This is a genomic window from Nostoc sphaeroides (assembly GCF_003443655.1).
GTDB lineage: Bacteria > Cyanobacteriota > Cyanobacteriia > Cyanobacteriales > Nostocaceae > Nostoc > Nostoc sphaeroides.
On sequence record NZ_CP031941.1, the window covers coordinates 954,530 to 980,678 of the forward strand.

Here is a 26,149-nt window from a genome sequence, read left to right on the forward strand (position 1 = left end):
TCCAAAATTGGTATGAGGTGCTGAAAATGGCTTATAGCGACTTTACATTAAGTAAATTTAAAAAGTCATTCAGCATCCACATTGATGAAGAAACTGATTTATATGCCGACATAGAACCTTTACAGCCAAGCGATAAACTCACAAATTCTTTAGAAGAAACGACAGAACTGGCTTTAGCAATTAATACTGAAAAAGCTCGTTCAGAAATGATCACCACTCCGATATTGTTGGAGGTAAGACGCAGGGCTAATTATCCAATTAGTTTATTTTCGGGAACAGATTTTAATGTAGATGCCGAAAAAGGTCTAAATGGCTATTGTGATTTTATCATCAGTCGTGCTAAAGAACAATTAACAATTAATGTGCCTGTGGTGGTTATTATTGAAGCCAAAAATGAAAATATTAAAGGTGGATTAGGTGAATGTGCGGCGGCAATGTTGGCAGCACAATTGTTTAATCAACAAGAAGGAAATGAAATTAGGAAAATTTATGGCGCGGTAACAACGGGGGATATTTGGAAGTTTTTGAAGTTAGAAGAAAACGATATATTTATTGATTTGAGGGACTTCCAAGTAAAAAAATATTCCATTGCTATTGTTCACTGTTGACCGTTGACGGTTCACGAGTTTTCAGTCAACAGTCAACAGTCAACGACTTTAATGTGGAATAATTTATTTTTTGGAGTTCCCTGAGTAATTATTACATCAAAGAAATCGATAAGATTTTAGGGATTTTATCTGAAAGTGTTCAGGGAGAGATACAAGGATCGAGTTCGACTAACTAAACTATATTGGGTTATGCTCATTTGTCTAGAGCTACTTAAATTTCACTGTTGACTATGGCCTGGAACAATCTTTTACAGCCTGACTTGATTTTAGAAGGTTCAGTGTTGAATTTAACACCAGATATTATCCAAAAATACGGGCTTAAAGGGCTGGTGTTGGATGTAGATGAAACTTTAGTACCCTTTACAGTAGGAATAGCTTCCCCAGAACTACGAGAGTGGGTGGAGCAAATTCGTACCTGTACTGCATTGTGCTTGGTGAGTAACAACCTGAGTGAAGCGCGAATTGGTGGAATTGCGCGATCGCTCAATCTACCTTACTATTTGGGTGCAGCCAAGCCCTCCCGACGCAAAATTAGGGCAGCCCTTAGGGGAATGGATCTACCAGTGCATCAAGTGGGGATGGTAGGCGATCGCTTATTTACCGATGTCATCGCAGGTAATCGCCTGGGGATGTTTACCATTCTAGTTGAACCGATTATCCATGCAGACGCGGCTCTCCGCTCTCATCCTGTCCGCAACTTTGAAGTTTGGGTATCTGAAATTCTGGGAGCCTCTATTACCCCCAAGAAAAGCAAGATTCATAAAAGGTAAAAAATCATCAGGAAAGTAAATCTAAAGAAATGATTACAGAATCTTACTGGAATCCAAAAATCTGGGATCATAAGTATTAATAACATGGGGTCAGCCGAAAAAGACCCTACAGCATACAAAATAAATATAAACCCGTAAAGCGTCAACCTTCACTATAGAGGGATTGGCGCTTTACAAATTGAGTTAGGAGTTAGAAGTTATGAGTTATGAATTAAATTCAACTCCTAACTCCTAACTCCTAACTCCTAACTTTTTAGATGTCATTAACAATTGTTGTCAAAATCGGCACTTCTAGCCTAACCCAACCAGAAACAGGACAATTAGCACTTTCTACCATCGCTACCTTGGCGGAGACACTCTGCCATTTAAGACGCCAGGGACATCGGGTAATTTTGGTTTCCTCTGGGGCTGTGGGCGTAGGTTGTGCGCGGTTAGGCTTAACTGAACGTCCCAAAGCGATCGCACTAAAACAGGCTGTTGCAGCAGTTGGACAAGGCAGGTTAATTCGGATATACGATGATTTATTTACTACCTTGCAACAGGCGATTGCTCAAGTATTACTGACTCGCAGCGACTTGGTACAGCGCAGCCGCTATCTCAATGCCTACAACACTTTTCAGGAACTACTAGGACTGGGAGTGATCCCTATAGTCAATGAAAATGATACTGTAGCCATAGATGAACTAAAATTCGGTGATAATGACACCCTTTCGGCATTGGTTGCCAGCCTAGTAGAAGCAGATTGGCTATTTTTACTTACCGATGTCGATAGACTATACTCAGCCGATCCGCGTTCCGTACCAGATGCGCGGCCGATCGCTTTAGTGAGTAGCATTAAAGAATTAGCTCAATTACAAATACAAACAGGTTCCCAAGGTTCTCAGTGGGGTACTGGCGGTATGGCGACAAAAATTTCGGCTGCCAGAATTGCGATCGCGGCGGGAGTTCGTACTGTAATTACCCAAGGGCGATTTCCCCAGAATATCGAAAAAATTATCCAGGGTGAACTGATTGGGACGCATTTTGAACCGCAACCTGAACCAACTTCGGCGCGTAAACGTTGGATAGCTTACGGACTTTTACCTGCGGGTAAATTGTATTTAGATGAAGGTGCGATCGCGGCAATTTCTCTAGCGGGAAAATCGTTATTAGCAGCTGGAATTAAGCTAGTAGAAGGAGAGTTTCGCACACAGGATGCTGTGCAATTGTGTGACAGTAACGGCAACGAAATTGCTAGAGGACTTGTGAATTACAACAGCGATGAATTGCAAAAGATTCGCGGCTGTCATTCGCGGGAAATTTCCGCAATTTTAGGCTATGCGGGTGTGGAAACCGTGATTCATCGGGATAATTTGGTTTTGATTTAGGATGGAAATAAGATAAATTTCGTGACTACTAACTGCAAGAGTGAAAAATATTATGACTCAAACGTTAGAAAATGCTGTTAACTTACCAGAAGAACAACGCTTCTTCAAACGTGGATTAAGTTGGGAACAGTTTAAAGCGATTCAAGCCAGCTTTGAAAATGTACCGGGAGTACGGTTGTTTTATTGTGAGGGGATCTTAGAAATTGTGACTATTGGTAAACCTCATGAGGTGATTAAGTGTTTAATTGCTGGACTATTGATTAATTATTTTGAAATCAAAGGTATTGAATTTTTTCCTAGTGGTAGTTTTAGCCAGATTATTCCCAAGATATTAGAATATCAAGCAGATTTATCTTATTGCTTTGGAACGGACAAATCTGTACCAGACTTGTGCATTGAAGTAGTGATTACTAGCGGTAGTCCCATAAAGTTACAGAAGTACAAATTAATGGGAGTCCCGGAAGTTTGGTTTTGGGAAGATGGCACAATTGAAGTTTACTGCTTACGAGAGCAAGAATATGAGAAAGTTGTTACAAGTGAGCTATTACCAGAATTAGATTTATCCCTGCTCAATCGTTGTATTTTGTTGTCGTCTCCCTTGGAAGCGCTTAGAGAGTTTCGCCAGGGTATTCAGCAGTAATAGTAGGTTTAAATAAAAGAAAATATTTGAATATCGCTAAAAATGTTAATTTTGATTGTGAGACTCATAATTAAAGAAAACTACAATCAAATCTGGTGAAAAATGACTAACCAAAAACTAACGTTAGAAATTCCAGAATCTTTGTTTGAGCAATTGCATTATCTTGCTGAGTTAACTGGTCAATCTATAGAATCCTTAGCATTGCAAAGCATTACGAACAATGTACCTTACTTGACTGAAAAAGTACATAACCTTGATGAACTACTGTCACGAGTAACACCCGATAATTTACATGGTGAAATTATGCCTTTACCATAATAGAAGCGATCGCCACACCGCCCCACAACGGCGCATCATCCCCCAGAACCGCCGGCACAATTTCAAAATCAACCTCCGGTAAAGCCGTCTCCCGCGCCACTTGACGCACCACCTGCCAAAAATCTTCCCCCGCCTTCATCACACCGCCCCCCAACACAAAGCGCTGCGGATTCATCAAATTCGCCACATTGCCAATACCCACACCCAGCGCCCAAGCAGCCTTATGCAAAACTTCCTTAGCCAAATCATCACCAGCCGCCGCCGCTTCACTTACCAACTGCCCCGTCAGCAAAGTTAAATCATCCCCCACCAAACCCCTCAACACCTCTCCTCCTTGGCGTACTTGGCGACTTGGCGGTTCGTTCTCCAAAATTTCCCTAACATTTTGCGCCATATAAGGCCCCGACGCCAAACGTTCCACGCATCCCCGCTTCCCACACAAACAAACTGGCCCCGCAGGATCTACAACAATATGTCCAATTTCGCCAGCCATCCCACCAGCACCCCGCCAAGGCTGGCCGTTGAGTATCCAACCACCACCCACACCAGTGCTGACAGTTATATAAAACAAGCTATCGTACCCCTGTCCCGCACCAAAACGATGTTCACCCAAAGCAGCAACATTAGCATCATTATCTACACCAACACTCACGCCAAACTCCTCCTCCAACAAACCTTTGAGAGGAATATTCTCCCATCCAGCCACATGATGAGATAGTCGCACCGTCCCCGTGGAAGCATCTACAGGGCCGCCAAAGCTGACACCGATCGCAGCAGGTTTTGTGTCTTCTAACAGAGAGTATATTAGCGATCGCATAATTTCCAAGTCAGTACTAGCATTTGCATTCGCTGGCGAGAGACGACGTTCATAACGCAACCACTTTCTAGAACCGACATTTACCAATCCTGCCGCCAATTTAGTTCCGCCAAAATCTAGAGATAAAATTAATGTCATAGTTTTTTATACCTCTTTTGAATTATTACAATACATGGTTTCTTTCTCAAGAAAGATGTTTGCAAGCAAAATAAATTCAACACTATAGAAAACGGCATAATAATTTAGTAACTTATGACTCCCGAACAACCCGATCCACTCATCGATTTCTCTCAAGCCAAAGAACCTCCTATTTCTCTTGATATCGATAAAGCTCAAGAGGCAGATCCCATTGAACCTGAAGAAGTAACTGGAGAGAGTAAGCAAAACCCCACTCCTGATGATTTAAATAGGGAAGATGAAGATCCAAGAATCGGGGGTAGTCAAATAATTAGTGGCAATATTTCAGCTGGTTGAATATTGCCATTACTAAGTTACTTATCTCTTTGTGAGTTGAGTACTTTGTCAACAAATTGTTGCAATCGTTCATAATGTGAACCTTTCCAATAAATGCGATCGCAGTCTTGGCAACGCTGGAATTCATAAAGGAGCGATCGCACCTTTTCTGGCACTTGCTCAATAATCGATTGCTTATCTACAGGTTCTAATAATCCATTGCAACGCAAACACCGTTTAAATGGTGAGATTAATTTAAACAAGTCGTAGCGTTGTAATACTTCCAAGATTTGTTGTTGAGGGTTAGTATTTCTAACGTAATACCCATGCGTTACCAAACTACGCATTAATAGACCCTTATCACGAGTCAAGAGAATCCGTGCTTGGCTGTAGGATATCTGGGCTAGTTTCTCATCCTCGTAGTCATTGCGGTATAAAGTATCAAAACCTAAAAGTCGTAGAGATGTCGCCAGCTTCCCCAAATGGATATCTAAAACAAAACGGATAATACTAAGCGGTTCTGGCATGACAGAAATGCTTGGTATAATAGTAGACATAGCAGAAATTGGATAAACATTGATAATATCTCCATCCGCAACTATGTAAGAAAAATTTACATATTCATCATTAACATTTATAAAATCAACTTCTGGATGAGGGACACCCAAGGACTCAATCATGTCCTTAATTGACGCCCTCTCCTCAAAAAAATGGGATATTTTCACCTGCTTATGATGCCGTGGTAAAAAATGATTCAGTTCTCCATGAAAATAGAAATATGCGATCGCCATACTTAAAAATCTTTGGATTACTAGGAGCGCACTGCTGTGTCCCCTTAATGGCAACAATTTTTCACAATTGCCAAACTTTATCTATTCTATTGAAAGAATCAATACTTGCTCAAGTGAGCTATCTCCACTATAAAAGCCCAGTTAACCTTGATTTAACCAACCTTCTAGAGGCGACAAACGGTAAAGGAATTAGAAAGATTCTCAAAAACTTGCATTTATTATTGAGTTCAGTTACAGTCAAGGCAGAGGCATATAATCAAACCCTGACATGAGCTTCAGGAAGTTAGATTAGATAAAAGGGTAAATACCAGGTTTGTTAATGTTGATGTTAGTGACGCTGCTAGTAATTAGTCACTATTTTTGATCGTTAACTTATTGTGCATGAAGTATGGGGCAATAAAGTATTTACCCCTAATTTAATTGTCTTTATTTTTTCTAAGCTAGTTGAGAATTATTTTCAATATGGATAAATACATTAAAAGCAGATAAAAACGTTTAAAAAGATATTGAATTTTCAAAAGTTTACCTGTTTATCAGGTGTTCTCGCATCTACTTTTAGGAATATGTTCAAACAAAAACAACATAAAATTATATCTTTATGTGTAAAAACAACAACTGTAACTAGCTATCTAAAAAAGTTCAGCAAAACTTTAAATAATTATGTTGCTGCTAGCAATATTTTTGATTGTAATATCAGCTACATTCATATTGTAAGCAAGTTGATCGCCTGTTACTCTCTAAGCGATGTCTGACGACAAGCTGCTGACGCTCCAACTCTTGGAGACGCTACGCGAACGTCGCTACCGCTTCTCTACGAGACGCTCCGCGAACGCCAACGCTAATGCATCTACGCTCAAGATTGAACATATTTGATTTTGCGAAAGAAACCAAGTTCAGAAAAGGCCAGCTTCAGCAAGTGAAAATTTACAAGATACCAAATAACGATAAAACTAGATACAAAATTAACGCCGCTTATACGGAAAAATCTATCTTGACACTGTTTATCTCTATTGTGGAGAGTTTATTAACCGGAAAGACCTCGATCAATAATGATGTTATAAAGTGGCTACCTAGTTTTAACTGGGAAATGAATATTGTTCTTTTTTATCTCCTTTAGCCAAGGATATTGTAGCTAAGAACACAATTGTATTTTGTTATACTTTTTGTCCATAGAATACGCTAATGAGTACAGCGAGATGAATACTTTTTTTTGTTCTGACGATTCACGTGAAATAGGAGAAGATGTTATTGGTAGCGCCACCAATTATCAAACTTATATTTTAGTTGAGTGTCCTTTACCTTGGACATCAGAAGCCTTTAATTCCAAATGGGTGCCCCATAATTTGAGGATTTTGGTAGAGGAAGTGAAGCGTGCTAATCTACCGATTAGATTCCTCTTAATTGCTAATGATGTATCGCACAAGGTAAATCACACTACACTTCTGATTTATCAAAAAGAAGAGGGGCTAAGTAATGGATACCAGAAAAAAGAGTTTAAGCTAGCAAATATTGAGCAAGTAGCAGCAGTTGTCCAAAAATGGATATGGGGTATCAGTTCTCATTCTGAGATGGAAACTAGTACAACTAGAGATATTTTAGTTTGTACCCACGGTAGCCATGATAAATGTTGTGCCAGATATGGCGCTCCCTTTTACTTCAATGTTACAGCAAAGAATGCTGATTTGTGCTTAGATAATGTGCGAATTTGGAAATCATCACACTTTGGTGGACATCGCTTTGCACCAACAATTATAGACTTGCCAGAAGGAAGATATTACGGTCGTATAGATATAGATTCATTTAGATCGATTTTGGCTCGGACTGGCGATATTGAATGCTTAAATAAAGTTTATCGAGGCTGGGGGATTTTGCCTGCTGCACTTCAGATTTTGGAAAGAGAACTAATGCTTTGCAATGGGTGGGATTGGTTTAATTACAAAGTTGCAGGCAAAATTTTGGAGCAAAGTTTAGATAATAATACTATTCTAGGTGAGCTAAGTTTTGAACAACCTTCTGGTTCTCTTTACACTTATCAGGCTAAACTTGTGAGAGATGAAACTAAGACTCAACAACTGAAGAGTTCATGCAATGCTACACGAGAGTTGGTAGTTACTAAATATGCTGTGGGTAGTCTTTGGGTTAGTTCTAGTAAGGTGATGAGTTATAGTACTTAAAAGAGGAGAGTTTTTAAACGCAAAGGGACGCAAAGGGAAGCGCAGAGGTACGCGGAGTATTGCTGTATTTAGTATAACGTTGCACAAATGATTAATAAAATCTCTGCGTACCTTTGCGTTTCCCTTTGCGTTCCTCTGCGTTTAAATTCCGAATCAAGATTAAGTCATATTTAAGAGTTTTCTTAAAAGTATTTGGTCTTCTAATTTGGCTTTTAAACGGCCATTTTCAATATCTCGAATCCAGCTTTGGCTTTTACCTGTAAGTTTTGCTAATTCTCTTTGGGAGAGATTCAAATTTTTTCGCGCCTGCAAAATCTGTTCACCCAGCAAATCGTTTGTAGCTTTGGGCTTCTTTTTGGCTTTAGCTGTTCTTGTTTTCTTTTTTTCCGATTCTGAGATTTGCTGTTCCCATTCTGGTGGAAGTTCAAAAGCTAAAATCCGCGCATTCATTAAGAGATTCCACTTACCACGGGGGCCTGTGTCTGTGAGGCGGGTTTCAGCACCACCGTCATTAGTCCAAAATTCTAATGCTTCATCTGGATCTTCGGGAAGATCAATTAACTTCGCCCACAAAGGTTGAATTTCTGGCGGGTAGGTAACTGGATCGAAAAGTGGTTTCATTCCATAGTGATTGAGAATTTCCAAATCGCTTTCAAAAGTTCGCAGTAGACGTTTGCGTTCTTCCCGTTGTCTGGATGCAAGGGCAACTTTTTCTTCGCCGTAAGCAATCCGCAGCAAGGTAGGAATGGTAATGCGTTGTTCTTTACCCATTTTGGTTTTAAACAGCAACCACAGCATTAGTCGAACTGCCCCTTCATGTTGCTGCCAAATACTCATAACTGTGGTTAGCAGCGTTTTGGGGAGACTGCCGTATTGATAGAATGCGGTTCGCTCTTTACATGCTTGTTTATTTAAGAAATATTGCGCCCATAAGCCTGCTTTTACTTTAAAAGTTAGCCCAATCAGATATTTGCATCCAAGATTGTCTTCTTGAAAGTGGTGCTGAATATCTACTAAGTGCCATAGGCGGCTACCTGTAATAGAGAATCCGTTAATTCGCCCTTGTTGAGGCCAGTCAATGGAGATAACCAGGGAGCAAGCTTGCTGGACAAGATTTTTCATTAAAGCGAGTTTGGCTGCTTTACTTAAATCTTTGCGTTTCTCCATCCCCAAATATTTCTCAATTTGCCGCTCATCGATCGCAAATTCTTGCTCCCAAGATTGATCTAAGGCTGTAGCATAAGCTGCAAAAATTAGATGTATGCAAGCGGCTCTGATGTCAAGCCCCTCAACTGCTGCTAAATCTGTGGCTTTATCGTTAACTTTGAATGGATCTTGGATGTGAAAAGCGATCGCACCTCGTCCCTGATTGATTTGTCGGCTGTAACTTATATAGCCTTCTTCATCGGTTTCCCAATGTAGTGATGTGCGTTGTGCTAATACATTACAAGCTTCCCAAATTGCGATCGCTGAAGCAAATGGATTATTCTTGCCGTTAGAAAACAAGTCTAAACTGCTAGCATCTCTCGGTTCTATTTTGCATCTCCCCTTTTTCGATTGCCAGGGAATCGGAGAATTTGTTGGACAAGCTATTACACATTGCGGTTCTGAATAATAGCCCTCACAATTATTACAAAGACCAGGATCAATCCAGTATTCATTGTCTTCTATTCTGATTGCACCCGTAGGACATTGGGGGCGGCAGTTGTCACATCCAACGCAACTGTTGTTAGGAATTGTATAAGGCATAAGGCTCTTTTCCCACTCTAATCGTTGAGATGTCTGGCTCAGGTCTCCCCTGGATGAGTCCTGTTTATTCATGACTCGCTACCACATTATCTTTCTGGCGAGAATAATCTTTTCTCACCACACTCACTCCCCACATCCATATTTTGAGTTCGCATCCAATTGGAAGCTATTTAAGGCTTTAAAACCGAGATGGATAAAACTTATTTATTAACTATACATTTCATAAAAATAATCATTAATTTGTTCGTGTCGAGCTTAAAGAAAATATTAATATTTGAGAAAATCTACCTCATTGAACATTTTACCTTTAACCATAAAGTGCTTTTAGGAAACATTTAAGCCTGTTGTAATTACATTTCATCTGATTTATTAATGATTTTAATATTTAATGCATGATAATATTCTGCTACCAAGTTTACAGTTACTTCATAATTAGCTTTACTTTCTTGATATAAGAGAATAATCTCTTTTGTCATCATTTATCTAAATAGATTGATTCAAGGAAAATCAAAACTTGTTGGCTTTTAAAATACATATTGCATATATAAAAATGTAATTCACAAACATTTATTTTTGTATCGGTTACTACTATTTGTATATATTTATCTGATTAATCAAAAAAATACTTGAAAAAGAATATCATCACTCTTATGGGGCAATACGGTTTAGTTAAAGCTAAAACTCTTTATCAAAGTCAAGTTTTTTAACGAACCGCAGAGGCGCAGAGGGAGCAGAGAGAAGAAGAAATGCTTAACTGAACCGTATTGTCTTATAGAGATATTTGTATCTGGTGGAAATAATAATTATCTATACACAGTAGTAAGTAGCTACTTTAGCCCCCTAAAACTGGATAATTATTATCAATAAGTTTTATCTGTAATTTGAAATTAAAAACAATGTAATTTTGTGTTCAAAGCCATCGTAATTTGATGACTAAAAAGTAACTTTTGAATATAAACGAATAAAAGATTAGGATAATATGATGATTAATGCACAAACAGATTGAAAGGCAAAATTGCCGAAGGATTATTCATGGCACAGCTAACAGGTTTGACATTTGGCGGTAAGGCTTGGACACCAAAATTCGCTCAAGAAATTGACAAGGATAAATGTATCGGTTGTGGCAGATGCGTTAAAGTATGCGGTTACAATGTTTTGGGTTTAAAGGCGCTCAATGAAGAAGGCGAATTTGTAGATGATGAAGATGATGATGAAATTGAACGGAAAGTAATGGCAGTTACTTCTCCAGAAAACTGTATTGGTTGTGAAGCGTGTTCACGGATTTGCCCCAAGAATTGCTACACCCATGTTGCATTAAACAACTAAGGTTTTTGAAGTTAGTCAAAATTGTTGTTCATTCAAGGAGGCACTGTTTGTATAAAGCGCAAATGCGCTAGGCAAGGTAACTTGAGGGGAATATTAAATATTTACTGTAACTAATAGAAAGTTCACAGTAAACAAATCCGTAAATCGCCAAATGTTTGCTATTAACAAATTTAAACTTGCTGCTAATATAGCCTAATCAATATTAGGTCTAACAGTGCCCTCTTGGAACAACTAGCTCTTTCTGGGAGCAGGGGGCTACCTTTTTCATAGGAGTTGAAATATAATTTGTAAGTTTCTGGGGGAAAGATATGGAAAAAATCTGGAAGTTTCCCCCATTTTTTATGGCTGCACGTTAGAAAGTTAATAAGTGAAAAGGGAATAGGGAATGGGGAATGGGGAATAGGGAATAGGGAATAAATAACAATGCCCAATTATCAATTACCAATCCCCAGTACCCAATACCCAATACCCAATACCCAGTACCTATAAAAGACTGTTTACACAGGTAGCATGTATGCAACAAGTTCCTGTTTCACTATGGACTCTGGTTGCTGGGATAGTAGTTACAGCAATCAGTATTTGGATTGGTCAGAATCACACTTTGATGCCGATGCAAGCATCGTTACAAGCGCCTTTGGTAGACGGTTTTTTTAACGTCATGTTTACCATTGCGATCGCACTCTTCTTAGTGGTAGAAGGAACAATTGTACTTTTTTTGATTCAGTTTCGTCGCCGTCGCGGTGACGATACCGATGGTGTGCGAGTAGAAGGCAACGTTCCCTTAGAAATCTTTTGGACAGCAATCCCAACAGTGATTGTTCTCGGCTTGGGCATCTACAGTGTAGATGTTTTTAACCGAATGGGCGGCTTTGAGCCTGCGGGTCATCCTCATTCAGCAGCTCATGTTGCTCATATACCGGGGAGTGCGATCGCAGCCACATTAAGCGATACTGAAGCAACAACAGCCCCAGCGATCGCCCCAACAATCGGCATCGGCGCGTCTCCTCAAACCCTAAACAAACCAGCCGATTTAGTTGTTGATGTCAAAGGCATACAGTACGCCTGGATATTTAATTACCCTGATAGTGGCATTACCTCTGGGGAATTGCACATACCCGTTGGTGCTGATGTCCAACTCAACCTTTCAGCACAAGATGTAATTCATTCATTCTGGGTGCCAAACTTCCGCTTGAAACAAGATGCACTTCCTGGTATCCCTACCGAACTACGATTTGTCGCCACTAAACCAGGTACATATCCCGTAGTTTGTGCTGAATTGTGCGGTGGTTATCACGGTTCAATGCGGACACAAGTAATTGTCCACACACCAGAAGAATATAATAACTGGCGGACAGAAAACCAGATTGCTCAACAGCAAAACCTCAATCAAGTTGTTGCAGTTAATCCAGCCGACTTATCAACATCAGAGTTTCTCGCGCCCCACACCCATGATATGGGCATTAGTGCAGCAACTCTAGAGTCAGTAGTCATGAGACGCGATTAATCGCGTCTGTACAAGAGTCGCGCATAGTGGTACAAAAATATGACGCAGGTAGAATTTCCACGGAATACTCCACCAGAAGAGAATAAACCGAAAATAGTGGCTGGCCACACCTCTCATCCGAAGGCGTGGAAATGGCAGGACTATTTTACATTTAATGTTGACCACAAGGTTATTGGTATTCAATACCTAGTGACGGCGTTTGTGTTCTATCTCATCGGCGGACTGATGGCTGTTGCTATCCGTGTGGAATTAGCAACACCAGAATCAGACGTACTCGACCCCAATCTGTATAACGCTTTCATGACCAATCACGGGACGATTATGATCTTCCTGTGGATTGTCCCAAGCGCCATTGGGGGATTTGGTAACTATTTGGTGCCGTTGATGGTTGGTGCCAGGGATATGGCGTTTCCAAAGCTGAACGCGATCGCTTTTTGGTTAAATCCCCCAGCCGGTGCGCTGATTTTAGGTAGTTTCATTTTTGGCGGTTCGCAATCTGGTTGGACAGCTTACCCACCTTTGAGTTTGGTAACAGCACCAATCGCTCAAACTATGTGGATATTAGCGATCGTCTTGGTGGGAACTTCTTCAATTTTGGGTTCACTGAACTTCGTAATCACCATTTTGATGATGAAGGTTCCTAGCATGAAATGGGATCAAGTACCCCTATTTTGCTGGGCAATCTTGGCAACCTCCATTCTAGCGTTGCTCTCCACACCTGTATTAGCAGCCGGTTTAGTTCTGCTGTTGTTTGACCTCAACTTTGGCACTTCCTTCTTTAAACCAGATGCAGGCGGTAACGTTGTAATTTATCAACACTTATTCTGGTTTTATTCTCACCCGGCAGTATATTTAATGATTCTGCCCATCTTCGGCATCATGTCGGAGGTAATTCCAGTTCACGCCCGTAAGCCAATTTTTGGTTATAAAGCGATCGCTTATTCTAGTGTAGCCATCTGCGTTGTCGGTTTGTTCGTCTGGGTACACCACATGTTCACCAGTGGCACACCCGGCTGGATGCGGATGTTCTTCACTATCTCCACTCTTATAGTTGCAGTTCCCACTGGCGTGAAGATTTTTGCCTGGGTTGCTACCCTTTGGGGTGGTAAAATCCGCTTCACAGGTGCGATGCTTTTCGCCATTGGCTTGTTATCAATGTTTGTCATGGGCGGCTTAAGTGGTGTGACGATGGGAACAGCCCCCTTTGATGTTCATGTCCACGACACATATTATGTAGTAGGACATTTCCATTACGTTCTGTTTGGCGGTTCCGTGTTTGGCATCTACGCCGGCATTTATCACTGGTTCCCCAAAATGACCGGACGAATGCTGAATGAAAACTTGGCACGCATTCACTTTGCCCTTACCTTCATCGGCACTAATCTAACCTTTTTACCTATGCACGAATTGGGTTTAAAAGGAATGCCGCGAAGAGTGGCAATGTATGACCCCCAATTTATCGACCTCAATCAAATTTGTACCTTTGGTTCATTTGTCTTGGCGATATCGGTAATTCCTTTCACCATCAACATGATCTACAGTTGGCTGAAAGGGCCTTTGGCTGGTGATAATCCTTGGCAAGGTTTGACCTTAGAATGGACAACTAGCTCACCACCTGCAATTGAAAACTGGGAAGTGTTGCCGGTTGTGACTCATGGCCCTTATGACTACGGTCATGGTCATAGTAATGAAGTGCAGCCATCTGCAACGCCGTCAGCTAGTGCTTAGGTAGTATATTGAGTATTGCGATCGCTCTCAAGCTGACTACAATTTCTAGTGATTTGATTTGAGAACTCGGAACTTGAGCCTCAGAACTCGGAACTTGAGCCTCAGAACTCGGAACTTGAGCCTCAGAACTCGGAACTTGAGCCTCAGAACTCGAAACTTGAGCTTCAGAACTCGGAACTTGAGCTTCAGAACTCGGAACTTGAGCCTCAGAACTCGGAACTTGAGCTTCAGAACTCGGAACTTGAGCTTCAGAACTCGGAACTTGAGCTTCAGAACTCGGAACTCGGAATTTTGAGAATTCCTGAACAAGTCAAGAGTTAATACCATTTCACTTTAATAATGATACAAATACTCTGGTAAGGGCATGGCAATGCCATGCCCCTACGAGAAATCTATATGTATCAGGATTTTTGTGAATTGATGTTAAACAAGGATTTTGGATGAAGAATGAAATATTTTGCCGCTTCAGACTTCATTCTTCATTCAAGCTTCCACAACAGACGCAGCGCATAATATTGTCAAAAAATCTATGACTATAGCTACAACCACAAGCGAAGATCACAGTGCAGGACACGAAGAACATCCAGATTTAAGAGTCTGGGGATTGTTGACGTTCCTCGCTTCTGAATCCCTAATGTTTGGGGGATTTTTTGCCACTTATTTGTTTTTCCGTGGTACTACAGCAGTTTGGCCTCCAGAAGGAAGCGAAGTAGAATTACTTGTGCCGACAATTAACACCATTATTCTGGTGTCTAGTAGTTTCGTGATTCACTTCGGTGATACAGCGATTAAAAAGAATAACGTTAAGGGAATGCAACTGTGGTATGCAATTACTGCAATCATGGGGGCAATTTTCTTAGGTGGTCAGGTTTATGAGTATTCAACATTAGGATACGGACTGACTACCAACGTCTTCGCCAACTGCTTTTATATCATGACAGGATTCCACGGTTTGCACGTTTTTGTGGGACTGTTATTGATATTACGTGCATTGTGGCGATCGCGTCTCAGGGGTGAATATTCTGCAACCAATCATACTTTCATCGAAATGACAGAAATTTACTGGCACTTCGTAGACATTATTTGGATTGTTTTATTCACCTTGGTGTACGTTCTTACTTTGTTTTAAATTGGGCATTGGGCAAAGCAAAGACGCGATAAATCGCCGTCTCTACAATAATGGCGATTTGTCGCGTCTCTTGCCTCATATCCCTGATCCTCCTTATCTCTATTCAGGAGTTAATTATGCAACTTGATACAAATAAATTTTCATGGTTCCAGGTTCCAGAGGACATCAAAAATCTATTAATTTTAGCTGCACAAACCTGGGAGAACACATCACAGTCAGAAAAATATATTCAACAAGCATTAGCAAAAACTGGTGAGAATACAGATGTATTGGTATCAGCATATAGATTTTTCTATTATAAAAATAATTATTCTCTTGCATTACAAACAACAGCCAAATTATTAGATAAAATTAAAGAAATAGAAAAACTTCCTGATGGCTGGGAGCAACTTAAGCCTATATTAGTCAATCGCAAAGAAGACCCACAAATTCGATTGTACTTAAATGCTTATGCTGCTTCTGGATTAGTACTAGCAAAGTTAGGAGCAATCGAGGAAGCAAAAGAAATCAGCACCAAAGTCAAAGAGATAGACGAAAAGCATGATTTTGGAGCCGGAATTCTCCTGGATATTTTGACACGTCCAGCAGAAGAAGATGATTAATTAGTCAATGCCCATCTAGACCAGACAATGTACCTTGTAGAGACGCGATTCATCGCGTCTGTAAGAAGTGGGGAGATAAGGGAAACAAGGACACAAGCAGAAGAACCCATTCCCAATTCCCAATTCCCAATTCCCAATTCTCTTTTAGTGAACAATCATGAACAATTGGTTATCTACCACATCATATTCCTCTTACTCCTTATTAGGAGCAGCTACTGATAGTAACTCTATCTTTCCTCCAATCACCATACCTACTAAACTTCCTGGAGATAATAAGATTCCTAATGTCTCTCCAATCCTGATCATCAAATCTTCTCAGCTATCAATTTAAAAGTTATGAAAGGTCAGGATTGGCTGCTAACGGGGGATGGTCAGCATCAAGCCTGTAAAGCTGTGAGAGCATGGGATTTATTGAGAGAAAATTATCGCGTTTATCGGTTCTTAACTGAAATCGAAGATGTTCTCAATAGTGTGGACGATCAAACCAGTCGTCTGCCAGAAATCCGAATGCTTGTAAGGCGCTTGATAGTGAATTCCTACTGGGTGCGAAGTCAATATTTAGAACCTTCGCCCAAAACGGGAACCTCTGTTTTACTCCTATATGATGAATTGGGTTTTCCGTTGACTGTGCAAGTAGTAACATTTGCACCAGGAACCCGATCAACCATTCATAATCATGGGACGTGGGGAATCGTGGCGGTGCTAAAAGGCCAGGAAAAAAATAGTTTTTGGCGACGCACTCCTAGCCCAGAATTTCAGGACAAAATTGAAGCAACGGGAGAGCTAACTCTCTTCCCAGGAGATATTATTAGCTTTACTCCCGATGCAATTCACTGTGTAGAAGCAGTGGGTGATGAACCAACTGTGACTTTTAATATTTATGGCGAAACTGATCCAAATGAGAGGTTTGAGTTTGACTTAGCTAGCCATAAAGCTAGGAATTTTTAATTTCATCGGTTCGTAGTTGGCGCTTTAGCGCTAAAGAGTAATTAGGAGTTTGTTAAATGGCAAGAGTAATTTTCTATAGCAAACCAGGCTGTAAAGGTGGTACTAAGCAAAAAGTTTTGCTTACAGCTGCTGGTCATGAGGTGATACCACACAACCTGCTAACAGAACCTTGGACAGTTGAGCGGTTGCGTTCATTTTTTGGCGATCGCCCCGTAGCCGAATGGTTTAATCTTTCCGCCCCAAAGGTAAAATCTGGTGAGGTGGTTCCTGAAAAAGTGGATGAACAAACCGCTTTGGCGCTGATGCTGAAAGAGCCATTGTTGATTCGCCGTCCTTTATTAGAAGTAGGCGAACAGCGCGAGGTAGGATTTGATGTCCAAAAAATTGATGCTTGGATTGGCTTACAAGCTGTGGATGAATCCTTGCAACAAATCAGCGACAATCTCATGAAGGAGAATTTGCAAGGCTGTTCCCACGGTAAGGATCATGGGCATAAACACCATAAGGAAGGTGGCTGTAAACATTAATAGACATATTGTTCACTAACACCTACAGTCAGACAAGATTTGTGATTTTCCAGTTTTCTGGAAAATCACATTGATCTAAAAGCCGATATAGCCGATATAAACGTAATTTGCTACTCGTGCCACACTACTTAGAACGATATAAATTTGCTTGAGGAATAAAAGAGAAACGTGTCAGCACGTCGTCAATAAATGTAAATCTAGTGGAAGCATCTGTATTGAGCGCAGCGTACACGAAGTCTACAACCTTCTGTTGCTTAAACACTGAAGGTTGTACAAAAGTAGGTTGACCATAAATCGATATCACCTGTTGCGGGTTCATTCCAACTCGGATACGTTGGGAGACAGACCCGCTTTTTGGCATGGCTGGTTCTGCTGGCAATATGATCCCCAGAATTTTGGCTGGAGTTTCCAATCCGACATTCATAGCCTCCACCCGACCATCTGTGAGAATTATATTTACTGGTAGTTGACCATCTTTTGCGTATGCGAGTCGCTCAAGTTTGTAAATAGAAATGTCATTGCGTTGCTCCGAGATGGGTTCGCCCATTAATTTCAGCACCTCTTGACGACTCATGCCAATTTTAATGCCCTGAGCAAAAGCAGGAACATCATTAGTAGTTATGGTTTTGACTTCGCAAGCAATACCTGACAAATAACCATCAATCATTGAGACTTTAGTGATAACTGACTCTTGGCGATAATTCAGGATTTCGATGTGCATATCTGGATTGGAAAACACCTTGATATCGGTTGATTTTCCCATTACCTTTTCTACCTCAGCTTGAGTCATACCTTCGTATAACAGGCTAGATTTCACAGGTTGACGCTTAATCTTAATATCACTAAGGATTTTCGGCAAAAAGGAAGGTTTGTTATTGCCTTGGGACTCAGTGTGAACTTGATTCTGTCTGGGGTTAGGAGTTTGAGCTATTAAGGGTGTAGCGGTAGCTGTGAGGCTGAATGCTACAACGCATAACTGAAGAGGCAATTTCACTGGAATAAACTCTTGTAATGGCATGATAGTAAATAAAGCTGTAGTTTACCTTGATAAGCACCGCTATATTGGTAATTAATAAAGGGCGCTGACTCAAAGCCCAATCACTTCAAATAGATGAAGCAGATTTAAACTGTTGTGTATTTAACTTACATACACAACAGCTAATTTTGAAGGACTTCTAAACCAATGCTTTGGGAAGTTTATTTGCTTGAGGGAGCAGAATCTATCTGATTTAACGGAACTATAGGGCCAGAATTATTTATGATAAACAAACCAGGGACTGGGTTTGGATCAGAGAAAGTAGCTGGGGCGTTGTTTTCTCTTCCAGTCGGGTTGACAGTTGTTGGTGCAACAGGGCCAAGCTGTGTTGTACTAGTTGCTGGGATAATGAACAGTGAATTAGGTGGATTCTGTACCACAGGAGCATTTGAAAACTGTCCGTTCGGCTTTATGGGCGCCAAGATGATCCTCTGCTTGCCAGGATTACCTGGGTCTGAACTCAATTGTGGCCCTACAGTAATGGTGGCTTTCTTTTGTACGAGGGTAGTAGTCGGCGTACCATTAGAATTAAACGACGGTGGACGACTATACACAGAAGCGGCAGTATTGCCACCAAGTGGGGAAGCATCGTCTCTATAACCCCTTACTACTGCACTACCAATGGTATACCCCAGGGCTTCACCAGCTACTGAGTCAGAGTAGTAGTGTACACCTCCTTGTCTGCGCGAAAGGGAGGCTTCTCTACCCAAGGCAACGAAGTTCTCCACTGGTTCTTCAGGAAAACATGCAGCCCCCACAGCGATAAAGACACCGGCGGAGGTCGAGTGACCAGAGGGGTAAGCCGGATGGTAAGGTGTGGGCATTATGGGATTAGCAGCTTTAAAAGTATAATTAGTTACTTGATCTGGGCGGGGACGCAGGTACGTGAATTTGTTGTACCAGGCAGCTAAAAGACCAGCATAGATGCCTTCGTTCAGCATGGCGCTACAACGCGCTGCTAAGGGTGGACTGTATTTATAAAGTTGAACTAAATGGTCAAAATAGTAGTTGTAGTTTGAAGCAGGTGGGTCAAAATTCCAACGAGTGATAGTCTTGATGACATTGGGATTGTTACGAGTAGCTGCCAATTGGTTCAATTCCCTTAGTTCATCTGCGGTTTGGACAGAGGTATTAGAGGGCGGTGGAGGAAGGATGAATTTGTCAAATTTTCTCACCGGATTCTCGGGGATCACCCAGTTGGGGGCAGTAGGAGCAACAATTTGCGAGTCGTCTAAGCTTGTTGGAAACTGGGGATTTGCGAAAGTATCTTTAGGATTGAAGCGTACACTATCAGGCTGATTGGGAACCTGAGCAAAAGCTGCTGGAATGGCAGCAATAGCAAGCAGAAATGCAGCAGATGCACTCTTAATAAAGAACGAATTTTTCATTTTTACCAATTGAGAGAAAATAGTGAACTGCCTAAACCGTGTTTGCTACCGTAAAATACGGCTTAGAATTCTGGTATATATCCCGACACCAAACTGAACACAGTTACAGTGCGGGGCTTACGAAGTAAAGGCTAAATGTGTTGTGCAAAGCACTAGAGAAGAATCTAAATGATTGCTATGAATCAAAGATGACTTATAAAGTAAAGATTGAGCCTGTCTAGCTGACAAAGCCAGCACGCTAGATGGATTTCTAGGTAAAAAAAAACTTTGATTATTACAAACCAAAGCCCAACATTTACTTCCATGTTGGATGCATTAATTTATACTTTACCAGAAACACATACCAGTTAATATCTTAAAATTTACTTTATAAATAATCTATCAGGAACATAAAATACTGTTGATAACACTACATTATATTTGTTCCTGTTGGCTTTTAAAATCTATCTTAAGATAGATAAAAATATCATTATGACGTGAACTTTTGTTAGGGTTAAACTAGCGATCGCACGAAAACAACCTTAAGTGTACAGCTAACTCAATAGTAGAGTTACGTACCCAAAAGTATATAAATACAGTCGAGGAGCCAGAAGAATCGTGACCTCTGGCTCCTCAGTTTTTGTATCTCTTGGTGGTTTCCTTAACGAACGCCAGCAGTTTCTAAGGATAAGTCTTGAAACATAGGGGTACTGAGGTAACGTTCGCCAAAGGAAGGCTGAATCATCACGATTAAACGTCCGGCATTTTCTGGACGTTTACCTACTTGAATTGCAGCACACAAAGCTGCACCAGAGGATATCCCAGATAATAAGCCTTCTTCTTTTGCCAAACGTCGCCCATAAGCGATCGCTTGTTCATCGCTGACTCTAATTACTTCATCAACCAATTCTAGGCGGAGAACATCGGGGATAAATCCGGCACCAATACCTTGAATTCTGTGTGGCCCGGCTTCACCACCGGAGAGAACTGGGCTGTTGCTGGGTTCAACTGCGATCGCTTTAAAAGTCGGCTTGCGCTGTTTGAGTACTTCTGCAATCCCAGTAATCGTTCCACCAGTACCTACCCCAGCAATGACAATATCAACTTCCCCGTCTGTATCTGCCCAAATTTCTTCTGCGGTGGTTTCCTGGTGAACTTTGGGATTGGCAGGGTTGCGGAACTGTTGCAGCATAAAAGCATCAGGAGTCTTAGCCACAATTTCTTCAGCTTTGCGAATAGCTCCCCGCATTCCCTCAACGCCTGGTGTCAATTCCAAAGAAGCACCATAAGCCCTAAGCATAGCGCGTCGTTCTTGGCTCATCGTCTCTGGCATTGTCAAAATCAAACGGTAGCCACGCGCCGCAGCTACCATCGCTAGAGCAATTCCTGTATTACCAGAGGTAGGCTCAACTAAAATCGTCTTTCCAGGGGAAATTGAGCCAGCTGCTTCTGCTGAGAGTACCATACTTAACCCAATGCGGTCTTTCACTGAAGCTGCTGGGTTCATCCCTTCTAATTTGACAACTATCCTTGCTACTACTCCCTCAGCTTGAGGAATCTTATTCAGTTGAACTAAAGGAGTTCGTCCAATCAGTTCTGTTATGTCTTGAGCAATCCGCATTATTTAACTCCTAAAATTCTAAATCTTAGTACAGAGTATTTACTTATAACAATAAGCTTTTGTGTATTTAATTCGCAGTTTAATGTCAATGAGTGCATATACTATGTATTCTAACTAAACCACAAAATATGAAAGTTTAGGAAGAACCTTTATCAGATGTTCATTCCCATTGATTATTACCTCAGCAGAGGGCTAGCTTACCATACTTGTATTTTACCATTTGGAATTGCTGACTATTGCTTATTGGGCATAATTCTGTATATATGCATAATTTTTACCTTTATTCTCAATATCTTCTATTTGTTATAGAAATATAATGTACTTTCCAAACATTTAATTGTTTTTTCCCAATTATTAGTCTATCTTTATCAAAAGACATTGATATTTTATTTTGAGTGCAGTTTTTTTCTTTCAAAAAAGACATCAAAACAGTCCTTAAGCATTACCTACACTGCTTTTAGGTTGAGTACAGAAATACCAGAACCCCACCTCGAAAATACTAGAACCCCGTCCCAAAAACACTAGCACCCATACCCCAATAAATTTTTGTAAGGCTTATCAAGTGGGGATTACAAGCTTTGAGTACTATTCTAATGAATTTAATAATCTTAACGGGGCTAGGGTAAACTGTTTTGTGGAGAGGGGCTGATATAAATCGTATAGGATTTACGCAGAGATTCCCCTCTACCCCCCAACATTCCTGAGTGAAAGCTTAGTGAACTAGGGGGGACTTCTTAATCTCTCTTTTGAGAGGAAGATGAAATCAGGTTCTCTGAATTTGAGTGCGTTATTTCTGACTGATTAATCCTACTTTTTGTGAAAAGCTTGGTAAATTTTCAGTGGTCAGTAGTCAGTGGTAATTATAAAAAACTGACAACTAACGATTGTAAAAATTCCCGTTTACACATATTTTAATATCAAACCTGTTTGAAAAGTAGAAATATATAACTACTTAAAATAAACAGCAAAAGATATTTTCTTGCTGAGTGCATACTACCTAGCAAGGGAGAGCCAAGATGAAAGCGAAACTTTTAAATGTTCTCACAGTTTGCGTAGTTACCTTAGCAGTACTTTCTCCCGGAGTAGTAGTATTTGGCATAGTTTGGGAGCGACATTTGGAGTTAGTAAAATCCCAGAATTTAGCCTGCGAAGTTAACAAGACTAGTAGAGATACTCCTATCTTGGCTCCCCGGACAGAGGGTACACATTCCCCTCAGACTAGCATCCAATCCTCTGACCGTAATGTGATTCATCAAATGCTGACTGTTGCTGAACAATATAAATTTGCCACAATCCTACAATGGTTCTTCTTGCTAACCCCTATTTGTGTTGGGTTAGGGATTCTTTTTTACGACAGATACCTTGTTCATCGTGCGGCTGTTTTAAAAGAACAAGTTGAAATGTTGGAAAGGCTGTGGCAGCACAGTATCGAACAGTAATTAATTCACAACTCACCAAAATCAAGAAGCTTATTATGTCAGAACAACGCCAACAACTCTATTTCAATCTGATTGATGAGCTACTGAAATGCCCAAATGGTCAAGAACCAGAAGTTTTGGAAAGTAAACCAGAATTAATTGATTCTGGATTTGTAGAAACAATGTTACAAGTAGCAACTATGTTTGCCCATGAAGGCAATCAAGATGGTGCTAAGTTCTTATTTTTTGTAGCGCGTGAGCTAGCTAAAGAATTGGGTTTATATCCGGAAGTTTCCAACCCTGAAGTTGCAAATACTGAAGCTGCAAATAAGGAGTAAAAATGCTGTTGACTTCAACGGATGCAGGGCAAATAGCTTTAGAACTGCTGATGGCAGATTGGAATATTTCAGAAGAGAATCGGGAGTGGTTTACAATCTTTAACTCTCGTCTGATTGGCGAGAGTTGGTACACTGTGGAATTAGGTGTAGAAGGATTTCCCGATAGATGGTTTATTCAAGTATATGACAATGGAGTGTGCGATCCAAACTACACATTTATATCACCAATCCGTGGTTCTGAAGGATTTACGGACTTTGTAAATGTGCCGGATATTGTAGCAGAGGTATTAGTTTGTGAACGCAATGCTCGATAATAATTAAAAAAACAAAATTGAGAATTCAATATTAGGATGTGCTAGTTAAATGCATTTTCTTTGAATTCATAATTTTTGATATTAGAGTATTTGGGTGCATCTTACCTTTGCAAATATCCCTGCCGATAAAATCTTTGTTTGGTGTTGCTTTCCCGCCCTACAATAAATTGATTGCTCATAGCTAAAGTGCGTTAAAACGCACTAAAATTAAATAAATTAAGATTGATTTAGCGCTAGTAGGTTGGGTTGAGGAACGAAACCCAACAAAGCCCTGGAAATGTTGGGTTGCGCTTTGCTTAACCCAACCTACAATTTTACACAAAGCCAAATGTATGTCGTATAGCTGCGAATTCCATTCGCCTAGACTAGGGGTATTTCAACCAATACTTTCATATTGAAATATAAAGATGCTTTACGCAAATAGGAGGTGATACCAAATAAGGTACATCTCTTTTTTTTGTAATATTTAATATTTTATTTAAGCCTATTAGGCTATTTTGTCATATTTTATTGATAAAATTATGTTATATTAAATAGCGTGATGGACGCTACAGAAATATCAGTTCCAATGATTGCTGAAGATATCTTAGCCAAAGAATTCACAAGAGTCCTCAATGACTACTACCCAAAAGTTGGAGAATTACTAGACGGGTGTTATGTGAAAGTCATCACCTGTTTTTGGGGACGACCTGCGAGACGCTTGCAATATATAGGAATTTATTGCTCTGACGAAATGATTTCCTGTGTGCAAGCCCACAAAGAAATACTCAGAGAAGTAGCAGACAACATGGGTCTAGTACAAGTAGTCTGCATGAATGCCAAGCGATTATTGCGCGATCCGATGTCGAAGGTCAAACACAATAACCCACGTCTATGGTTGGAGTTGCAGTGGGTTGCAAATTAGTCTTTGAGCGCATTAATTGAGAGGAGTAAAGGTGTTTGTAGTGGGGACTTTAGTCCTCAAATATTTAAGCACGCTTTGTGCTTACTACGAACCTATCGACCACTAGAATAGCCAGCACAAAGTATTAACGCAAGTAATGAAAACTGGAATTTTCTGCAATTACGATAATCATCACCAAGATGCTCGTCGTGCCATCTTTGAGCAAGTCACGCTGATAAAACAGGCAGAAAGTTTAGGTTTTGAGTCAGCCTGGGTGAGTGAACATCATTTTAGTGAATCCAATCTCAGCCCCTCCATGTTGCTGTTAATGGCACACTTGGCGGGGCTGACTTCAACTATCCAATTAGGCACTGCGGCGGTGTTACTGCCATTCCATAACCCGATTCGGGTAGCGGAAGATATCGCCACTCTGGATAACCTGTGCAATGGACGATTATTATTTGGAGTTGCCAAAGGCGGCCCCTTTCCCCAACAAAACAAGCATTTTGCGACACTCCCAAGTGAAGCCCGTCCCAAGATGCTAGAGGCGATCGCACTAATTCACAAGCTGTTGTATGAAACTGATGTATCATTTAATGGCAAGTATTATCAATGCGATCGCTTAACAATTCACCCAAAACCATTGCAGAGTCAAATACCCGTGTATGTTGCCACTGGCAGCGATGATGGTATCGAGTTTGCTGCTAAACATTCTTTCAGCTTGATGGGTGGGCCGCCATTCTCCCTACACAGATTGAAGGATACTGTTACCAAATATCGAGCCTTAAATTCTAGTGGTGCGGAAAACTTTGTGCTTGCACGCTTCTTTTTTGTTGCCAAAACATTTGACGAGGCTGTGAGTGAAGCGTTACCTTTCGTTCGCCAATTTAGCCAGAAAATGAAAGCTAATTCGGCTGAAGTATTGAAAAATAGTGCGAATCCCAACCAAAAACCATTCGACCGCACAAATATTTGTTTCGATGAAGATTATTTGATTGAGAACTCAATTATCGGTGATGTGGAGACTTGTCGAGACAAAATCAAGAAATTTCAGGACGAATTAAATTTAGGTACGCTAGCACTCAAACCCTCGTCTGCGGATTTGCAAAAAAACTTAGAGAGTTTGACGCGCTACAACCAAGAGGTGCGAAATTATGTCTTCTAAACTATATTTGCTTCCTCCCGATGATTTACCTCCAACTGAGGTAACGAAACAGGATGGAATGCTGCAAATGGAGCTAGAACAGTCTACTGGTAGATGCTTTTTTTTAGCGTGCGATCGCATTACGCGAGTCCTATTATCTAATTGTCAGTGGTATGTCACAACAAATGCTAGCATCTTAACATTAATTGTTGACTGTCCTGACTTAGTATCTTACTGGCATATAGTCAGCAATATTGCCCAGTTAGGTAATAGATTAGAGCGGTTTGCTAGCAACGGTAAAATCCGCGTTTATCCGCCATTTGGTAAGGGGATGCCGTTTGAAATCAGCGTAAATGAAATATCAGCTTATCGAGATTGGCTTTGAGGTAAATAGAAACTGGGAATCATCCTTATCGCTGTCTAACACCCTGTACTTTTAAAGTGCAGGGTGTTGTATTTTATGAGAGGTATAATTCATTTTTTAAATTGGATGTAGTTAGTTATTGAAGTAGAAAAAACTACTGTAATTTTGGTTGATTTTTGTATTTTGAGACGGAAATATTTAGGCGATCGCTAT

27 protein-coding genes are annotated in these 26,149 nt (G+C 40.6%); 21 read left to right on the forward strand and 6 right to left on the reverse strand.

Annotated features, from left to right (window positions below; genetic code table 11):
- Nucleotides 1-26 precede the first annotated feature (26 nt).
- From D1367_RS04375 to D1367_RS04395, 5 genes are all read left to right on the forward strand, one after another.
- Nucleotides 27-608, forward strand: a complete 582-nt coding sequence (locus D1367_RS04375; RefSeq protein WP_118163470.1) for a hypothetical protein — start codon at nucleotides 27-29, stop codon at nucleotides 606-608.
- A gap of 230 nt (nucleotides 609-838) precedes the next feature.
- Nucleotides 839-1,378: a YqeG family HAD IIIA-type phosphatase gene (locus D1367_RS04380; RefSeq protein ID WP_118163474.1), complete on the forward strand. Its 540-nt coding sequence runs from the start codon at nucleotides 839-841 to the stop codon at nucleotides 1,376-1,378.
- Between the two features lie 257 nt (nucleotides 1,379-1,635).
- Complete coding sequence (gene proB / locus D1367_RS04385) at nucleotides 1,636-2,745, forward strand: glutamate 5-kinase (RefSeq protein WP_118163479.1); 1,110 nt, start codon at nucleotides 1,636-1,638, stop codon at nucleotides 2,743-2,745.
- A 52-nt stretch (nucleotides 2,746-2,797) separates the two neighbouring features.
- Nucleotides 2,798-3,385 (forward strand): Uma2 family endonuclease, encoded by a 588-nt coding sequence (locus tag D1367_RS04390; protein ID WP_118163484.1) that lies wholly within the window; start codon nucleotides 2,798-2,800, stop codon nucleotides 3,383-3,385.
- 102 nt (nucleotides 3,386-3,487) lie between these two features.
- Entirely contained in the window at nucleotides 3,488-3,703 is a 216-nt protein-coding gene (locus D1367_RS04395) for a hypothetical protein (protein WP_118163488.1), read from the forward strand.
- Here the strand turns inward: D1367_RS04395 and D1367_RS04400 are convergent.
- Nucleotides 3,687-4,658 carry an ROK family protein gene (locus tag D1367_RS04400; RefSeq protein ID WP_118163491.1) on the reverse strand — a complete coding sequence of 324 codons (972 nt, stop codon included), beginning with the start codon at nucleotides 4,656-4,658 and terminating at the stop codon, nucleotides 3,687-3,689. The two genes, D1367_RS04395 and D1367_RS04400, sit on opposite strands and share 17 nt — an antisense overlap.
- A gap of 114 nt (nucleotides 4,659-4,772) precedes the next feature.
- Between D1367_RS04400 and D1367_RS04405 the strand changes: the two genes are divergently transcribed.
- Complete coding sequence (locus D1367_RS04405) at nucleotides 4,773-4,994, forward strand: hypothetical protein (RefSeq protein ID WP_118163495.1); 222 nt, start codon at nucleotides 4,773-4,775, stop codon at nucleotides 4,992-4,994.
- 17 nt (nucleotides 4,995-5,011) lie between these two features.
- On the opposite strand, the gene D1367_RS04410 is transcribed toward D1367_RS04405, so the two are convergent.
- Nucleotides 5,012-5,764 (reverse strand): Mut7-C RNAse domain-containing protein, encoded by a 753-nt coding sequence (locus D1367_RS04410; protein ID WP_118163499.1) that lies wholly within the window; start codon nucleotides 5,762-5,764, stop codon nucleotides 5,012-5,014.
- Here D1367_RS04410 and D1367_RS04415 point away from each other — a divergent pair.
- Both D1367_RS04415 and D1367_RS04425 read left to right on the forward strand, forming a co-directional pair.
- The gene (locus D1367_RS04415) at nucleotides 5,662-6,036 is read left to right on the forward strand and encodes a hypothetical protein (protein ID WP_181985231.1); all 375 of its coding nucleotides are present in this window, start codon (nucleotides 5,662-5,664) and stop codon (nucleotides 6,034-6,036) included. The genes D1367_RS04410 and D1367_RS04415 overlap by 103 nt on opposite strands.
- A gap of 924 nt (nucleotides 6,037-6,960) precedes the next feature.
- Nucleotides 6,961-7,938, forward strand: a complete 978-nt coding sequence (locus D1367_RS04425) for a sucrase ferredoxin (protein ID WP_118163511.1) — start codon at nucleotides 6,961-6,963, stop codon at nucleotides 7,936-7,938.
- Between the two features lie 159 nt (nucleotides 7,939-8,097).
- Here the strand turns inward: D1367_RS04425 and D1367_RS04430 are convergent, their stop codons facing one another.
- Complete coding sequence (locus tag D1367_RS04430) at nucleotides 8,098-9,687, reverse strand: helix-turn-helix domain-containing protein (protein ID WP_118163514.1); 1,590 nt, start codon at nucleotides 9,685-9,687, stop codon at nucleotides 8,098-8,100.
- Nucleotides 9,688-10,719: 1,032 nt separating this feature from the next.
- Between D1367_RS04430 and fdxB the strand changes: the two genes are divergently transcribed.
- The 7 genes from fdxB (at nucleotide 10,720) to D1367_RS04470 (ending at nucleotide 17,451) form a co-directional block, all read left to right on the forward strand.
- Nucleotides 10,720-11,013 carry a ferredoxin III, nif-specific gene (fdxB, locus tag D1367_RS04435; protein WP_109012311.1) on the forward strand — a complete coding sequence of 98 codons (294 nt, stop codon included), beginning with the start codon at nucleotides 10,720-10,722 and terminating at the stop codon, nucleotides 11,011-11,013.
- Between the two features lie 514 nt (nucleotides 11,014-11,527).
- A complete protein-coding gene (locus tag D1367_RS04440; RefSeq protein ID WP_118163519.1) occupies nucleotides 11,528-12,517 on the forward strand; it encodes a cytochrome c oxidase subunit II in 990 nt (329 codons plus the stop codon).
- A gap of 39 nt (nucleotides 12,518-12,556) precedes the next feature.
- Entirely contained in the window at nucleotides 12,557-14,245 is a 1,689-nt protein-coding gene (ctaD, locus tag D1367_RS04445) for a cytochrome c oxidase subunit I (RefSeq protein ID WP_118163524.1), read from the forward strand.
- Between the two features lie 529 nt (nucleotides 14,246-14,774).
- Nucleotides 14,775-15,374 (forward strand): cytochrome c oxidase subunit 3, encoded by a 600-nt coding sequence (locus tag D1367_RS04455; RefSeq protein WP_118163533.1) that lies wholly within the window; start codon nucleotides 14,775-14,777, stop codon nucleotides 15,372-15,374.
- Nucleotides 15,375-15,490: 116 nt separating this feature from the next.
- Nucleotides 15,491-15,976: a hypothetical protein gene (locus D1367_RS04460; RefSeq protein ID WP_118163536.1), complete on the forward strand. Its 486-nt coding sequence runs from the start codon at nucleotides 15,491-15,493 to the stop codon at nucleotides 15,974-15,976.
- Between the two features lie 336 nt (nucleotides 15,977-16,312).
- Nucleotides 16,313-16,924 (forward strand): cysteine dioxygenase family protein, encoded by a 612-nt coding sequence (locus D1367_RS04465; protein ID WP_118163540.1) that lies wholly within the window; start codon nucleotides 16,313-16,315, stop codon nucleotides 16,922-16,924.
- A gap of 56 nt (nucleotides 16,925-16,980) precedes the next feature.
- The gene (locus D1367_RS04470) at nucleotides 16,981-17,451 is read left to right on the forward strand and encodes an ArsC/Spx/MgsR family protein (protein WP_118163543.1); all 471 of its coding nucleotides are present in this window, start codon (nucleotides 16,981-16,983) and stop codon (nucleotides 17,449-17,451) included.
- Nucleotides 17,452-17,575: 124 nt separating this feature from the next.
- On the opposite strand, the gene D1367_RS04475 is transcribed toward D1367_RS04470, so the two are convergent.
- The 3 genes from D1367_RS04475 to cysK all read right to left on the reverse strand — a co-directional run bounded on the left by D1367_RS04475 (nucleotide 17,576) and on the right by cysK (nucleotide 21,475).
- Nucleotides 17,576-18,469, reverse strand: coding sequence for a hypothetical protein (locus tag D1367_RS04475; RefSeq protein WP_118163547.1), 894 nt, complete (start codon nucleotides 18,467-18,469; stop codon nucleotides 17,576-17,578).
- 179 nt (nucleotides 18,470-18,648) lie between these two features.
- Entirely contained in the window at nucleotides 18,649-19,875 is a 1,227-nt protein-coding gene (locus tag D1367_RS04480) for a vanadium-dependent haloperoxidase (RefSeq protein WP_118163553.1), read from the reverse strand.
- Nucleotides 19,876-20,515: 640 nt separating this feature from the next.
- Complete coding sequence (cysK, locus tag D1367_RS04485; RefSeq protein WP_118163556.1) at nucleotides 20,516-21,475, reverse strand: cysteine synthase A; 960 nt, start codon at nucleotides 21,473-21,475, stop codon at nucleotides 20,516-20,518.
- A 1,016-nt stretch (nucleotides 21,476-22,491) separates the two neighbouring features.
- Between cysK and D1367_RS04490 the strand changes: the two genes are divergently transcribed.
- The 6 genes from D1367_RS04490 (at nucleotide 22,492) to D1367_RS04515 (ending at nucleotide 25,957) form a co-directional block, all read left to right on the forward strand.
- Nucleotides 22,492-22,914, forward strand: a complete 423-nt coding sequence (locus D1367_RS04490) for a hypothetical protein (protein ID WP_118163561.1) — start codon at nucleotides 22,492-22,494, stop codon at nucleotides 22,912-22,914.
- A 35-nt stretch (nucleotides 22,915-22,949) separates the two neighbouring features.
- Nucleotides 22,950-23,231 (forward strand): hypothetical protein, encoded by a 282-nt coding sequence (locus D1367_RS04495; protein ID WP_100900566.1) that lies wholly within the window; start codon nucleotides 22,950-22,952, stop codon nucleotides 23,229-23,231.
- Between the two features lie 2 nt (nucleotides 23,232-23,233).
- A complete protein-coding gene (locus D1367_RS04500; protein WP_100900567.1) occupies nucleotides 23,234-23,545 on the forward strand; it encodes a hypothetical protein in 312 nt (103 codons plus the stop codon).
- 541 nt (nucleotides 23,546-24,086) lie between these two features.
- Nucleotides 24,087-24,449, forward strand: a complete 363-nt coding sequence (locus D1367_RS04505; RefSeq protein ID WP_181985069.1) for a hypothetical protein — start codon at nucleotides 24,087-24,089, stop codon at nucleotides 24,447-24,449.
- A gap of 136 nt (nucleotides 24,450-24,585) precedes the next feature.
- On the forward strand, nucleotides 24,586-25,593 hold the full coding sequence (locus tag D1367_RS04510) for an LLM class flavin-dependent oxidoreductase (RefSeq protein ID WP_118163570.1): 1,008 nt from the start codon (nucleotides 24,586-24,588) through the stop codon (nucleotides 25,591-25,593).
- Nucleotides 25,583-25,957: a hypothetical protein gene (locus tag D1367_RS04515; RefSeq protein WP_118163573.1), complete on the forward strand. Its 375-nt coding sequence runs from the start codon at nucleotides 25,583-25,585 to the stop codon at nucleotides 25,955-25,957. The genes D1367_RS04510 and D1367_RS04515 overlap by 11 nt, the downstream gene beginning before the upstream one ends.
- The last annotated feature ends 192 nt before the right edge of the window (nucleotides 25,958-26,149 follow it).

Coding starts and splice junctions, on each gene's coding strand:
- D1367_RS04375 (WP_118163470.1), top strand. CDS start 27: ATGGCTTATAGCGACTTTACATTAAGTAAATTTAAAAAGTCATTCAGC.
- D1367_RS04380 (WP_118163474.1), top strand. CDS start 839: ATGGCCTGGAACAATCTTTTACAGCCTGACTTGATTTTAGAAGGTTCA.
- proB (WP_118163479.1), top strand. CDS start 1,636: ATGTCATTAACAATTGTTGTCAAAATCGGCACTTCTAGCCTAACCCAA.
- D1367_RS04390 (WP_118163484.1), top strand. CDS start 2,798: ATGACTCAAACGTTAGAAAATGCTGTTAACTTACCAGAAGAACAACGC.
- D1367_RS04395 (WP_118163488.1), top strand. CDS start 3,488: ATGACTAACCAAAAACTAACGTTAGAAATTCCAGAATCTTTGTTTGAG.
- D1367_RS04400 (WP_118163491.1), bottom strand. CDS start 4,658: ATGACATTAATTTTATCTCTAGATTTTGGCGGAACTAAATTGGCGGCA.
- D1367_RS04405 (WP_118163495.1), top strand. CDS start 4,773: ATGACTCCCGAACAACCCGATCCACTCATCGATTTCTCTCAAGCCAAA.
- D1367_RS04410 (WP_118163499.1), bottom strand. CDS start 5,764: ATGGCGATCGCATATTTCTATTTTCATGGAGAACTGAATCATTTTTTA.
- D1367_RS04425 (WP_118163511.1), top strand. CDS start 6,961: ATGAATACTTTTTTTTGTTCTGACGATTCACGTGAAATAGGAGAAGAT.
- D1367_RS04430 (WP_118163514.1), bottom strand. CDS start 9,687: ATGCCTTATACAATTCCTAACAACAGTTGCGTTGGATGTGACAACTGC.
- fdxB (WP_109012311.1), top strand. CDS start 10,720: ATGGCACAGCTAACAGGTTTGACATTTGGCGGTAAGGCTTGGACACCA.
- D1367_RS04440 (WP_118163519.1), top strand. CDS start 11,528: ATGCAACAAGTTCCTGTTTCACTATGGACTCTGGTTGCTGGGATAGTA.
- ctaD (WP_118163524.1), top strand. CDS start 12,557: ATGACGCAGGTAGAATTTCCACGGAATACTCCACCAGAAGAGAATAAA.
- D1367_RS04455 (WP_118163533.1), top strand. CDS start 14,775: ATGACTATAGCTACAACCACAAGCGAAGATCACAGTGCAGGACACGAA.
- D1367_RS04460 (WP_118163536.1), top strand. CDS start 15,491: ATGCAACTTGATACAAATAAATTTTCATGGTTCCAGGTTCCAGAGGAC.
- D1367_RS04465 (WP_118163540.1), top strand. CDS start 16,313: ATGAAAGGTCAGGATTGGCTGCTAACGGGGGATGGTCAGCATCAAGCC.
- D1367_RS04470 (WP_118163543.1), top strand. CDS start 16,981: ATGGCAAGAGTAATTTTCTATAGCAAACCAGGCTGTAAAGGTGGTACT.
- D1367_RS04475 (WP_118163547.1), bottom strand. CDS start 18,469: ATGCCATTACAAGAGTTTATTCCAGTGAAATTGCCTCTTCAGTTATGC.
- D1367_RS04480 (WP_118163553.1), bottom strand. CDS start 19,875: ATGAAAAATTCGTTCTTTATTAAGAGTGCATCTGCTGCATTTCTGCTT.
- cysK (WP_118163556.1), bottom strand. CDS start 21,475: ATGCGGATTGCTCAAGACATAACAGAACTGATTGGACGAACTCCTTTA.
- D1367_RS04490 (WP_118163561.1), top strand. CDS start 22,492: ATGAAAGCGAAACTTTTAAATGTTCTCACAGTTTGCGTAGTTACCTTA.
- D1367_RS04495 (WP_100900566.1), top strand. CDS start 22,950: ATGTCAGAACAACGCCAACAACTCTATTTCAATCTGATTGATGAGCTA.
- D1367_RS04500 (WP_100900567.1), top strand. CDS start 23,234: ATGCTGTTGACTTCAACGGATGCAGGGCAAATAGCTTTAGAACTGCTG.
- D1367_RS04505 (WP_181985069.1), top strand. CDS start 24,087: ATGGACGCTACAGAAATATCAGTTCCAATGATTGCTGAAGATATCTTA.
- D1367_RS04510 (WP_118163570.1), top strand. CDS start 24,586: ATGAAAACTGGAATTTTCTGCAATTACGATAATCATCACCAAGATGCT.
- D1367_RS04515 (WP_118163573.1), top strand. CDS start 25,583: ATGTCTTCTAAACTATATTTGCTTCCTCCCGATGATTTACCTCCAACT.